An 11,979-nucleotide genomic window follows, 5' to 3' on the forward strand; every position below is an offset into this window, starting at 1 on the left:
GGCCAGGGGCGACAGCCCCGGCGGGGGTCCAGGGGTGCGAACCCCGGCCGGGGTCCGGGGGCGGAGCCCGCCGGGCGGGGTGTGGGGGTTGCACCCCCACAAGGCAGAGCTAGCGTGCGTGCGGGCGCAGTTCGGCCAGTTTGCGGAGCAGTTCGCCCACCTCGTTCCAATCGAGCTTCGCCGACTCGCCGGGTGGGGTGTGGATGCACACGTCGCCGTCTTCGGTGAGGGACACCTCCAGGGTCCGGCGACGACCCAGGGCGTCCACGCACGGCACTCGGCCGCCCTGTCGAACCGTGTTCTCGATCATCGGTTGGACCTCCCCTGTTCGGGTGCGTATGCACGGAACTTCGTTCGTCCGAACGTGGGCGTTACGCACTACTCACCGCTGTTGCCAAATTGTTTGCCCAGGAGAGCGTGAGGGGTTGTCACGTTCTGTTACTCCTTAAGAGTGAACAGTTGACGATTCAACTCACTGAACGTAACAACCGCCGGGGGCTGGGCGACGACGAGGCAGTGCGCCGGGACCGGGGTCCGAGGGCCGGCGCCGACCAGTCGAGGAGAGTCCCATGAGCGTCACCTCCGCCGTCCGTCCCGCCGCCAAGAGCCGACTCGCCCTGCTGGTGTGGTCCCAGGTCATCGTGGGGGTGGTCGCCGTTGTCGCGGTCCTGGTCTCGCCCGTGGCGGGGCTCGTGACGGGGGTTCTCGCCGCGGTGTCGGCGCTCGCGGTTCGCGCGTTGCGCCGGGCCTCGCTGACCGTGGATCGGATCTTCGAGGAGGAGTTGGAACACCGGGACTGAGATCGTTCCTCACGCTCAGTTGCTTTCTGTTGTCCGGTGGCCATCATCGGGTGATGACAGATCGAGTGGAACGCATCGCCCTGCGTCGACGGATGTACGGCTTGGGCGACCTGGCCGACCTGCCCGTGTTCGCCGGCGGCTTCATCAACTTCGGCTACTGGCGCGGCGTGGACCTCGACGGCCACCTGACCACCGAGCAGCGCGTCGCCAGCCAGGAAGCCCTCTACGACGTGGTCCTCGACGCCCTCGCCACCCGTCCCGGCGATCGCCTGCTGGAGGTCGGCTGCGGGCACGGGGTGGGCGTCCGCCGCGCGCTGCGCCACCACCCCTCGCTGGTCCGCGGGCTGGACCTGGAGCCGGAGCAGGTGGCTCGCGCCGCGGCGGCCAACGACGACCCGCGCGTGGCGTTCGCCCTCGGCGCCGCGCACGACGTGCCGTTCCCCGACGCCTCCTTCGACCGCCTGCTGTCCGTGGAGGCCGCCCAGCACTTCGAGGACGTCCCGGGCTTCGCGCGGGAGGGCGCGCGCGTGCTCGCCGACGGCGGCCGGCTGGCCCTGACCACGTTCTTCGCCACCACCGCGGCCGCCGTGCCGGAGCTGGTCCGGCTGGTGCGGTCGTTCACCCGCGGCCTCGACCTGGCCCACCCCGTCGACGAGGTGCTCGCCCACCTGCGCGCCGCCGGTTTCGCGGACGTCACCGCGACGAGCATCGGCGAGCACGTGTGGCGGGGCCTGGACCGCTGGCTCGAACTCGGACCTCACCCGGACGGGTGGGACCGCGCCTACCGGCGGGCAGCCGAGCGGGGCCTGCTCGACTACTACCTGGTCACCGGCGCGAAGCCGGCAGGATCGGGGGCGTGACGACGCACCCGACCGCCGCAGTACCCGACCCGCTGTTCCCCGACGCCGAGGCCGAGGCGCGCTGGCGCGCCCGCTTCACCGCGCCGCGCGTCAGCCTGCCCGGCTGGGCGGACGACGCGCCGGACCGCAACCTGTACCTGTCGAACGCGAGCGGCGTGTGGGAGGTCTACGCCTGGGACCGGGCCGGCGACACCCACCGGAAGGTCACCGACCGCCCGAACGGCACCTCCCACGCCGCGCTCACGCCCGACGGCGAGGCGATCTGGTGGTTCGACGACACCGACGGCGACGAGTTCGGCACCTGGGTGAGCGAGCCGTTCGGCGCGGGGCGCGACGCGGAGCCCGCCGTGGCGGGCGTGCCCGCGGGGTACCCGGCGGGCCTGGAGATCGGCCACGAGGTGGTCGCCGTCGGCACCTCGACCGACGACGGCACCACCGTGTACGTCTCGCGCGGCGGCGGCCCCGCCGAGGTGGTCTACCAACACGAGAACGACGGCGGCGTGTCCGCGCTGTCCAAGGACGAGACGCTGGTCGTGCTGTCGCACTCCGAGCACGGCGACAACCGGCACGCCGCGCTGCGCGTGGTGACGCCGACCGGCGAGCGGGTCGCGGAGAAGTGGGACGGCCCCGGCAAGGGCCTCGACGCGATCGCGTTCAGCCCGGTGCGCGGCGACAACCGGCTGCTGGTCGGGCACGAGCGGCGCGGCAAGGACGAGCTGCTGATCTGGGACGTCGCCGCGGACACCGAGACCGAGGTCGTCATCGACCTGCCCGGCGAGATCAGCGCCGACTGGTACCCGGACGCGCGGGCGCTGCTGGTCGCGCACACCTTCCGGGCGCGCAACACGCTGCACCGCTACGACCTGGCCACCGGCGAGCTGACCGCGCTGGACACCCCGCCGGGCACGGTCGGCGGCGCGCACGTGCGCCCGGACGGCGCGGTGGAGTACTCGTGGTCCTCGGCGGCCAGGCCCGGCGTGGTGCGGGTGCTCGGCTCGGACGGCGACGAGCGGGTGCTGCTGTCCCCGCCCGGCCACGAGGCGCCGGGGTCGGTGCCGCTGGAGGACGTGTTCGTCGGCGAGGTGCACGCCCTGGTCGCGCGGCCGGCCGACGCGCCGGAGGGCCCGCTGCCGACCGTGTTCCACCTGCACGGCGGGCCGCACTCGGCCGACGAGGACCGGTTCTCCGCCTACCGCGCGGTGTGGCTGGACGCCGGGTACGCCGTGGTGCACGTCAACTACCGCGGCTCCACCGGCTACGGCTCGAAGTGGCGCGACGCGATCGAGGGCAGGCCGGGCCTGACCGAGCTGGAGGACGTGGCGGCGGTGCACGACTGGGCCGTCTCCTCCGGGTTCGCCGACCCGGCGAAGTGCGTGGTCAACGGCGCGTCGTGGGGCGGCTACCTCACCCTGCTGGCGCTGGGCACGCAGCCCGGGCTGTGGGCGGCGGGCGTCGCCGGCGTGCCGGTGGCCGACTACCTGGCCGCCTACGAGGACGAGATGGAGCCGCTGCGGGCGTTCGACCGGGCCCTGTTCGGCGGGTCGCCGGAGGAGCTGCCCGACCGGTACCGCGAGTGCTCGCCGCTGACCTACGTGGACGCGGTGCGCGCGCCCGTGCTGGTGCTGGCGGGCGAGAACGACCCGCGCTGCCCGATCCGGCAGATCGACAACTACCTGGACCGGCTGGCCGAGCGGGGCGCCGACTACGAGGTGTACCGGTACGACGCCGGCCACGGCTCGCTGGTGGTCGCGGAGACCATCCGGCAGACCGCGGCGGAGGTCGCGTTCGTGCGACGCGTGCTGGGCTGAGGCGCGTGCGCTCCCCGGTGGTCCGGAGCGGACCACCGGGGGGCCACCCGATCAGGACGCGGCGGTCAGGACGCGGCGGTCAGTTCCCACTCCTGCCAGGTCAGGGCCGGCACGCGCTTGTAGGTCGTGACCGAGTCGGTCAGGGGCGTCAGGTAGCCGCCGTCGTGGGCGTTGACCAGGCGGTGCCGGCCGAGCGGGTCGGTCTCCAGCCGCCACCGGTGCCGCGGGTTCGCGGTGTCGCACGGCTCCCACGTGTTCACGTTCGAACCGCGGTCCGACAGCTGGACGCAGCTCCCGGAGGTCTCGTTCCGCAGCACGAGCGCGCCGTCGCCCAGCTCGACCCGCCGCCACCGCTGGTCCGCGCTGCCCGAGCAGGCCCGGAGGCTGATCAGCAGCGCGGACACGTTGGTGAGGCACGTGCCCTCGTCCAGGCTCCGGACGGTGACCACGCGTCCCGTCGTGTCCACCGGCGGCGGCACGACGTCCGGCAGCACCGCCACCCGCCAGCGCTGGTGGTCGGTGTCCAGGCGGTCCCGCGAGATCAGGCCGAACAGGTGGTTGCCGGTCGAGTCGGCGAACCCGCCGGAGGCCACCTCCCGCAGCCGGACCACGCCGTCGCCGTCCGGCTCGAACGCCAGCCGCTGGTACTCGTCCTCGTCCTCGCACCCGAAGCGCTTCATGCGCCACACGCAGTCACCGCTGCCCAGGTTGCGCAGCAGGAACGTGTCACCCGCCAGTGGGATGCGCTCCCACTTCTGCTCCGGGCCGCCGGTGCACGGCGCCACCCGCACCTCCGAGGTGCCCCCGGCGGAACCCGCGCAGCCGCCCAGGGCCACGCTCCTGATCTCCAGCACCTCGTTGCCCGCCGCGTGGGCGGGCAAGGGTGCGACTACCCCCGTCGCGAGCGCGACCGCCGCAGCGGCTACTACGCTCAGTGATCCCCTCTTCACGCTCCCCACCCTAGGGGCGGGCACCGACGATCCGGAGCGAATAGCGCGACGCGGCCACCGGGTCACCCCGATGGCCGCGTCGCGTCACACAGGTGCTCAGGCCTGCTGGGCCTGCCACATCCAGTGCGCCTGCTCCAGGTTCTTGGTGATCTCGATGAGCAGGTCCTGGGTGACCAGGTCGGACTTGTCGGTCTCGTCGATCCGCGCGCGCAGCCGCTCGACCAGCTTGGCCAGCGCGGTCACGACCGCACCGACGACGTCGGCCTCCTTCAGCCAACCCTCCGGGAACTCGGGCACGCCCGAGCCCTCGGCCACGGTCCTGGCCTTGCCGTTCGGCGAGATGCCGAGCGCGGCGGCCCGCTCGGCCACCTCGTCGGTGTAGGTCCGCGCGGTGGTCACCAGCTCGTCGAGCTGGAGGTGGACGCTGCGGAAGTTCTTGCCGACCACGTTCCAGTGCGCCTGCTTGGCGACCAGGGACAGGTCGATCAGGTCGACCAGGGTGGCTTGCAGGACCGCTCCCACCGCCGCCTTGTCGGACTCGGACAGCGAACTGGTGATCGGGCTCTTGCTCATTGCCTGACGCCTCCTTCAGACGGTGGCGCTGACGGCCACCTCGATGTTGCCGCGAGTGGCGTTGGAGTACGGGCAGATCCGGTGCGCCACCGCGACCAGCTCGTCGGCCGCGGCCTGCTCGACGCCCGGCAGGTGCGCGACGAGCGCCACGCCGAGCTGGAAGCCGCCGCCGCCGTCGGGACCCAGGTCCACCTTCGCGGTGACCGTCGTCTCGCCGAGCCGGACCTGCGCCTGGCGGGCGGCGACCTTCAGCGCGCTGTGGAAGCAGGCCGCGTAACCGGCCGCGAACAGCTGCTCCGGGTTGGTCTTGTCGCCACCGGGGCCACCCAGCTCCTTCGGGGTGGCCAGCTGCTCGTCGAGCACGCCGTCGGACGACCGGACCTCGCCGTTGCGCCCGTCGCCGACCGCGACGGCCTCCGCCGTGTAGAGCACCTGCATCTGACGCTCTCCTCTGAGCTGGTGGTTGATCCCCGCCACCGGTGCAACGCCGCGCCGGCCCTGATCCACACCGGGTGGTGCGGCAGCTCACGCCCTCGGGGGAGAGCTACCCGCTCACCCCGCCCTCGACACGGCGAACTCGGTCACCTGTCGCCCGATCGTGCGCAGTTGCTCGGCCACCGAGGGCACCGTGCAGCCGCCTTCGAGGTCGAAGTCGACCTCCTGCGAGTTCACCGCCGAGCCCAGGGGCGTCGGCCAGCCGCGCAGCGCGTGCACGATCGACCGCAGCGCGGTCAGCGTGGTCACCGACGCCTGCCAGCCCATGGCCGTGGCGACGCAGCCGACCGCCCGGCCGTCCAGGTACGGGCGGTCGTCGCCGCGCAGGTCCTCGACGTAGTCCAGGGCGTTCTTGACCAGGCCGGACACCGTGCCGTGGTAGCCGGGCGAGACCAGCACCACGCCGTCGGCCGCGCGCAGCGCCTCGACCAGCCGGCGGGCGTTGTCCGCGCGGTCGGCCACCGCCGGGTCGTAGAACGGCAGCACCAGGTCCGGCCCGCAGACCTCGATGGTCTTGGCGCCCGCCTCGGCCGCGCCGCCGAGCGCGATGCGCAGGGCCCGCTCGGACTGCGAATTGGGGCGGAGGGAACCGCCGATGCCCACCACGGTGACCGTCATGGTCACCGATACTGCCACCTCCACCTAGGTCGAGGTCCACTCCTCGCCTACGGACCTACCGGCTAGTAACGTGGGTCTCATGTCGAAGCTCGCCGAATCGGTACCCTCCGGCGTCCTCGCCGGCGCCCTGCGCTTCGCCTTCGGGCTGCCCGCTCCCCTGCGGCGGCTGATCACCGGCCGCCCGATCACCGTGGACGGCCAGCGGCTGCACCCCGAGGCCCAGCTCCTGCTGCGGTTGCAGCAGCTCAGCGGCGAGGACTGGCGCACGACGACGCCCGCGGCCAACCGCCTCGCGCTGTCGCGCAGCAACCAGCTCGTGTGCGGGCCGGTCATCGACGGCGTGGCGGTGCGCGCGCTGTCGGCGGGCGGCGTCGGCGCCCGCTTCTACGAGCCGACGGACCTGCCCGCGGGCTCGCCGCTGCTGGTCTTCTACCACGGCGGCGGGTGGGTCAGCGGCGACCTCGACAGCCACGACAACCTGTGCCGGTTCCTGGCCGTCGAGGGCGGCGTGCGGGTGCTGGCGGTGGACTACCGGCTCGCGCCCGAGCACCCGTTCCCGGCCGCCGCGGACGACGCGTGGACCGCGTTCGAGTGGGCGGTCGCGCACGCCGGCGAGCTGAACGCCGACGCGCGGCGGATCGCGCTGGGCGGCGACAGCGCGGGCGGGAACCTGGCGGCGGTGACCGCGCTGGGGGCGGGCGAGGTCAAGCCCGTGTTCCTGCTGCTGTTCTACCCGGCGGTGGACGCCTCGGTGCGGCGGCGGTCGCGCGACCTGTTCGGGCGCGGGTTCTTCCTCACCGACGAGAAGATGGACTGGTTCCTGGACCACTACGCGCCGTCGCGCGAGTCGCACACCGACCCGAGGCTGTCGGTGCTGCTGGCGGAGGACCTGAGCGGCCTGCCGCCGACCTACCTGGCGACGGCCGGGTTCGACCCGCTGCGCGACGAGGGCGAGGCGTTCGCGGCGAAGCTGGCCGAGCAGGGCGTGCCGGTGGTGCTGCGGCGGCACCCCGGGCTGTTCCACGGCTTCGCGAACATCCTCGGCGTCGGCGGGGTGTTCCGGGAGGCCGTGGCCGAGGCGGTCGGGTCGCTGCGCACCGGGCTGGCGCTGGCCAACGCGCGGCAGGACGTGCAGGAGACCGCCTAGCCGCGGCCGCAGAGAGACTGTGAACGCCGAGAGACCGCGAACGCCGAGAGGCCGTGGACGCCAAGAGGCCGCCCGGTGCCGGAACCGGGCGGCCTCACCTGGCAGGGCTACATGCCGGGCTCTGGGCGGATCACCTGCCGAAGGCGGCGGCGATCTTGTCGCCGGTCTCCTTGTCGATGTTGCGCCAGTACTCGAAGACGCGCTCCAGCACCGGCTCGGACACGCCGTTGGACGCGTGCGCGACCACGGTCTTCACCAGGCGCTCGCGCTGGGCCTCGTCCATGACCTCGCGGATCAGCGTGCCGGCCTGGCCCCAGTCGTCGTCCTCGGCGTGCAGCTTGTAGGCCGCGCGCACGGCCTCGTCCTCGACGCCGTAGGTCGTGGTGACCTCGCCGGCCACCGCGGCGGAGGCGTGCGGGCCGCCGTAGGAGTTGGGCGCGTACACCGGGTCGGACGCGTTGGCGAACCGCATCGCGCCGTCCTTGGAGTACGAGTTCACCGGCGACTTCGGCCGGTTCACCGGCAGCTCGTTGTAGTTCGCGCCGATGCGGTACCGGTGGGCGTCCGGGTAGGAGAACATCCGGCCGACCAGCATCTTGTCCGGCGACGGGCCGATGCCCGGCACCAGGTTGGTCGGCTCGAACGCGGCCTGCTCGATCTCGGCGAAGTAGTCGGCCGGGTTCCGGTCGAGCACCAGCCTGCCGACCTTGATCAGCGGGTAGTCGCCGTGCGGCCACACCTTGGTCAGGTCGAACGGGTTGAACCGGTAGGTCGCCGCGTCCGCGTACGGCATGACCTGCACGTGCAGCGTCCAGGACGGGAACTCGCCGCGCTCGATGGCGTGCCACAGGTCGGCGCGGTGCGCGTCGGCGTCCTCGCCGGCGATCCGCGCGGCCTCCTCCGAGGTCAGGTTCTCGATGCCCTGGTCGGTCTTGAAGTGGTACTTCACCCAGAACTTCTCGCCGGCCGCGTTCTCCCACAGGTAGGTGTGCGAGCCGTAGCCGTTCTGGTGGCGCCACGTCTTCGGGATGCCCCGGTCGCCCATCAGCCAGGTGACCTGGTGCGCGGTCTGCGGCTGGAGGGTCCAGAAGTCCCACTGCATGTCGTGGTCGCGGCGGCCGGTGTCGGCGCGGCGCTTCTGGGACCGGATGAAGTCGGGGAACTTGATCGGGTCGCGCAGGAAGAACACCGGCGTGTTGTTGCCGACGAGGTCGTAGTTGCCCTGCGTCGTGTAGAACTTCAGCGCGAAGCCGCGCGGGTCCCGCCAGGTGTCGGGCGAGCCCAGCTCGCCGGCCACGGTCGAGAAGCGCAGCAGCGCCTCCGTCTTCACGCCCGGCTGGAACAGCGCGGCCTTGGTGAAGCGGCTGACGTCCTCGGTCGTCTCGAAGTGCCCGAACGCGCCGCCACCCTTGGCGTGCACGACCCGCTCGGGCACCCGCTCGCGGTTGAACTGGGCGTTCTTCTCGATCAGGTAGTGGTCCTGCAGCAGGATCGGCCCGTTCGCGCCGAGGGTCAGCGAGTGGTCGTCACTGGCGACGGGGATGCCCGCGTTGTTGGTGGTGTGACGCGCTTGGGTCACGCTTTCCAGCTCCTTTTGTGGGGTGCGGCAGTCAGTGCCCTTGACACCCGGGGCACAGGCCCCAGAACAGGATCTCGGCCTCGTCCACGGCGAAGCCCTCCGCGGAGGAGGGCTCCAGGCAGGGCGCGGCGCCGTGGACGCAGTCGACGTCCGCGGTCCGCCCGCACGACCGGCACACGAGGTGGTGGTGGTTGTCGCCGGTCCGCGTCTCGTAGCGCGCCGGGTGTCCGGCGGGCTCGATCCGGCGCAACAACCCCGCCCCTGAGCACGCGTTCAGCACGTCGTAGACGGCCTGCGTGGACACGGAGCCCAACCTCGCCCGCACGCCCTCGGCGACCTGGTCGGCCGTGGCGTGGGGGTGCTCCGCGAGCCAGTCGAGCACCGCGAGCCGGGGCGCGGTGACGCGCAGCCCGGCGTCCTTGAGCAGCTCACGAGGTCCTGTGGTCATGGCTCCACCACTCCATCACGTAATTTTGAACCAGTCAAGAAAACGACTCGTTAAAGTTGTTGCCCGGACGGGTGAAGATGGCCACGTGAACGTCGCCCCGTACCTCGCCGTCCTGCGCACCCCGCGCGTACCCGGTTTCATGCTGTTGATGCTGGTCGCGCGGGTGCCGGCGACCGCGGCGGGCATGACCGTCACCATGCACGTGCTGCTCGGCCTGGAGCGCGGCTACGGCGAGGCGGGCCTGGTGGGCGCGCTCAGCACCATCGGCGCCGCGCTGGGCTCACCGCTGATGGGGCGGCTGGTCGACCGGCGGGGGCTGCGGGCCATGGTGTCCGTGTCGATCGTCACCGAGGGCGTCTTCTGGTTCGTCGCGCCGCAGCTCGACTACCCCGTGCTGCTGGTCACGTGCTTCCTGACCGGCATCACCATCATGCCCGTCATGTCGCTGGGCAGGCAGATCCTGACCGCGCTGGTGCCCGAGTCGGGCCGCCGCGCCGCGCTGGCGATGGACTCGATGGCCGTCGAGGTCGCGTTCATGGCCGGGCCGGCGCTGGGCGTGGCGCTGGTGACCCAGGCCTCCAGCCGGACCGCCATGTGGACGATCGGCACGGCGATGGTGCTGATCGGCGCGGTGCTGTGGGTGGTCGACCCGCCGGTGCGGCACGACGGCGAGAGCGGCGAGCGCGTGCCGGTCCGGCAGTGGCTCGACGGCCGGCTGCTCGGCGTGCTGGTCAGCGCGGGCGGGGCGACGTTCGTGCTGTCCGGCGTCGAGGTGGCGGTGGTGGCGTCCATGCGCGAGCTGGGGCTCACCGGGTGGACCGGCGCGGTGGTCGCGGTGATGTGCGCGGCGTCCCTGGTCGGCGGTTTCGTGTACGGCGCGCTGCCGCGCGTGCCGCCGCTGTGGGCGCTGATGGGCGGCATGGGGCTGCTGGCCGTGCCGATCGGCCTGCTCGGCTCCTCGCCGTGGCTGCTGGCGCTGGCGCTGGTGCCGACGAACCTCCTGTGCGCCCCGACGATCACCGCGACCGGCGAGGCGATCACGGCGCACGCGCCCGCGTCGGCGCGGGGGGTGGCGATGGGGTTGCAGGGGTCGGCGTTCACGCTGGGCGTGGCGCTGGGGCAGCCGCTCGTCGGGTTCGTGATCGACCACTCCGCGCCGGGGTGGGGGTTCGCGGCGGCGGGGGCGGGCGCGGTGGCGATCGCGCTCGGCACGATCGCCCTGGACCGCCGCACCGCGTCGGCTCAGCCGCCGACCAGCTCCCTCAGCGCCCGGTAGAGCCGCTCCACGGCGGGGCGGGCGGCCGCGTAGTGCCGCATCGCGCCCTCGTCCGGCGGGACCACCTTCGTCGGCTTGATCAGGTCCGCCGCCGCGGTCAGGGACGGCAGCTCGCCCAGCGCCCGCCACGCCAGCAGCGCCGCGCCGACGCCCGAGCCCTCGCTGTCCTCGGCGACCTCCAGCTCCAACCCCAGCGCCGAGGCCAGCACCGTCGCCCACAGGTCGCTGCGGAACGCGCCGCCGGTCGCCCGCACCGCGTGCACGTCCGCCACCGACCGCACCGCGTCCAGCACCAGCGCCAACTGCTGCGCCACGCCCTCCACCAGCGCCCGGGTCACCTCGGCGCGCCCGTGCTCGCGCCGCAGCCCCACCACGGCCGACGACGCGTCCGGGTCCCACCACGGCGCGCGCTCGCCCAGCAGGTACGGCAGGGCCGTCACGCCCGCCGCGCCCACCGGCACCGCGGCGGCCTCCTCCAGCAGCTCCACCACGTCGGCCCCGAACGCCTCCGAGGCCCACTGCGCGACCACGCCGCCGTTGCTCACCGCGCCGCCCAGCACCCACAGGCCGTCGGCGATGGCGTAGCAGAAGACGCGCCCCCCGGCGTCCACGCCGGGCTGGTCGCGGACCACCCGCAGCGCGCCGCTCGTGCCCAGCGACACCGCGGCCACGCCCGGCACCACCGCGCCCACGCCGAGGTTGGCCAGCGGCCCGTCGCCGCCGCCGAGCACGACCGGGGTGCCGCGCACCAGCCCCGGCACGTCGAGGGCGAGCGGGAGCCAGTCGGTGGGCGCGAGCAGCTCGGGCAGCCGGTCCGCGGTCACCCGCGCGTACTCCAGCGCGCCGGGGTGCCAGGTCAGGGAGCGGAGGTCCATCAGGCCGGTGGCCGACCCGGACGAGTGCTCGGTGACCAGCCGCCCCGTCAGCTCGGCCGCCACGTAGTCCTTCAGCCCGCACCACCGGTCGGCGGCGAAGCCCTGCTCGGCGAACCACGCCAGCTTGACCAGCGGCGACATGGTGTGGACGGGCGTGCCGGTGGCGCGGTGCAGCTCCAGGCCCGCGGCGGTGCCGCGCAACCGCGAGGTCTGCTCGACGGCGCGGTTGTCCGCCCAGCTCAGCGACGGCGTCACCGGCCGGCCGTCGGGCCCCAAGCCGAGCAGCGTGTGCATGGCGCCGGTCAGCGCCAGGGCGCGCACGTCGTGCCCCTGCGCGGCCACCTCGCGCAACCCGGACAGCGCCGCGCCCAGCACCTCGTCCGGGTCGTGGGTCGCCTCGCCGGAGGGCGTCGTGCGCATCGGGTAGCCGCGCTCCGCCGACGCCACCACGCCCGCGTGCCGGTCCACCGCGATGACCTTGGTCGCCGTCGTTCCCAGGTCGATCGCGAGTACCACCTCAGCCATGGTCATGAACCTACCCGGCCGGGAA

Annotated in this window: 13 protein-coding genes; 5 read left to right on the top strand and 8 right to left on the bottom strand. The window is 73.3% G+C overall.

The annotated features are described in order from the left end of the window. Positions 1 to 109 precede the first annotated feature (109 nt). A complete protein-coding gene (locus ACFV4N_RS31720) occupies positions 110 to 310 on the bottom strand; it encodes a hypothetical protein (RefSeq protein ID WP_344034214.1) in 201 nt (66 codons plus the stop codon). 259 nt (positions 311 to 569) lie between these two features. On the opposite strand from ACFV4N_RS31720, the gene ACFV4N_RS31725 reads away from it, so the two are divergent. From ACFV4N_RS31725 to ACFV4N_RS31735, 3 genes are read left to right on the top strand one after another with little or no spacing between them, the layout of a single operon-like run. After that, positions 570 to 800, top strand: a complete 231-nt coding sequence (locus tag ACFV4N_RS31725) for a hypothetical protein (protein WP_499676316.1) — start codon at positions 570 to 572, stop codon at positions 798 to 800. 53 nt (positions 801 to 853) lie between these two features. Further along, a complete protein-coding gene (locus ACFV4N_RS31730; RefSeq protein ID WP_499676317.1) occupies positions 854 to 1,660 on the top strand; it encodes a class I SAM-dependent methyltransferase in 807 nt (268 codons plus the stop codon). Beyond that, positions 1,657 to 3,468 carry a S9 family peptidase gene (locus ACFV4N_RS31735; protein WP_499676318.1) on the top strand — a complete coding sequence of 604 codons (1,812 nt, stop codon included), beginning with the start codon at positions 1,657 to 1,659 and terminating at the stop codon, positions 3,466 to 3,468. The genes ACFV4N_RS31730 and ACFV4N_RS31735 overlap by 4 nt, the downstream gene beginning before the upstream one ends. Positions 3,469 to 3,533: 65 nt before the next feature. On the opposite strand, the gene ACFV4N_RS31740 is transcribed toward ACFV4N_RS31735, so the two are convergent. The 4 genes from ACFV4N_RS31740 to ACFV4N_RS31755 all read right to left on the bottom strand — a co-directional run bounded on the left by ACFV4N_RS31740 (position 3,534) and on the right by ACFV4N_RS31755 (position 6,104). Further along, on the bottom strand, positions 3,534 to 4,418 hold the full coding sequence (locus ACFV4N_RS31740) for an RICIN domain-containing protein (protein ID WP_499676319.1): 885 nt from the start codon (positions 4,416 to 4,418) through the stop codon (positions 3,534 to 3,536). A 96-nt stretch (positions 4,419 to 4,514) separates the two neighbouring features. Beyond that, positions 4,515 to 4,991: a Dps family protein gene (locus ACFV4N_RS31745; RefSeq protein ID WP_499676320.1), complete on the bottom strand. Its 477-nt coding sequence runs from the start codon at positions 4,989 to 4,991 to the stop codon at positions 4,515 to 4,517. 15 nt (positions 4,992 to 5,006) lie between these two features. After that, positions 5,007 to 5,429, bottom strand: coding sequence for an organic hydroperoxide resistance protein (locus tag ACFV4N_RS31750; protein WP_499676321.1), 423 nt, complete (start codon positions 5,427 to 5,429; stop codon positions 5,007 to 5,009). 114 nt (positions 5,430 to 5,543) lie between these two features. Further along, positions 5,544 to 6,104, bottom strand: a complete 561-nt coding sequence (locus ACFV4N_RS31755; RefSeq protein ID WP_499676322.1) for an NADPH-dependent FMN reductase — start codon at positions 6,102 to 6,104, stop codon at positions 5,544 to 5,546. Between the two features lie 79 nt (positions 6,105 to 6,183). Here ACFV4N_RS31755 and ACFV4N_RS31760 point away from each other — a divergent pair, with 79 nt between their 5' ends. After that, entirely contained in the window at positions 6,184 to 7,251 is a 1,068-nt protein-coding gene (locus ACFV4N_RS31760) for an alpha/beta hydrolase (RefSeq protein WP_499676323.1), read from the top strand. Positions 7,252 to 7,381: 130 nt separating this feature from the next. On the opposite strand, the gene ACFV4N_RS31765 is transcribed toward ACFV4N_RS31760, so the two are convergent. Next, entirely contained in the window at positions 7,382 to 8,830 is a 1,449-nt protein-coding gene (locus tag ACFV4N_RS31765; protein WP_499676324.1) for a catalase, read from the bottom strand. A 31-nt stretch (positions 8,831 to 8,861) separates the two neighbouring features. Further along, entirely contained in the window at positions 8,862 to 9,278 is a 417-nt protein-coding gene (locus ACFV4N_RS31770) for a Fur family transcriptional regulator (RefSeq protein ID WP_499676325.1), read from the bottom strand. Between the two features lie 85 nt (positions 9,279 to 9,363). Here ACFV4N_RS31770 and ACFV4N_RS31775 point away from each other — a divergent pair, with 85 nt between their 5' ends. Further along, positions 9,364 to 10,554, top strand: a complete 1,191-nt coding sequence (locus tag ACFV4N_RS31775) for an MFS transporter (protein WP_499676326.1) — start codon at positions 9,364 to 9,366, stop codon at positions 10,552 to 10,554. Here the strand turns inward: ACFV4N_RS31775 and ACFV4N_RS31780 are convergent. After that, complete coding sequence (locus tag ACFV4N_RS31780) at positions 10,521 to 11,954, bottom strand: gluconokinase (RefSeq protein WP_499676327.1); 1,434 nt, start codon at positions 11,952 to 11,954, stop codon at positions 10,521 to 10,523. The genes ACFV4N_RS31775 and ACFV4N_RS31780 overlap by 34 nt on opposite strands. Positions 11,955 to 11,979: the final 25 nt, after the last annotated feature.

It is taken from the genome of Actinosynnema sp. NPDC059797 (genome assembly GCF_042732085.1).
Taxonomy (GTDB): Bacteria; Actinomycetota; Actinomycetes; order Mycobacteriales; family Pseudonocardiaceae; genus Actinosynnema.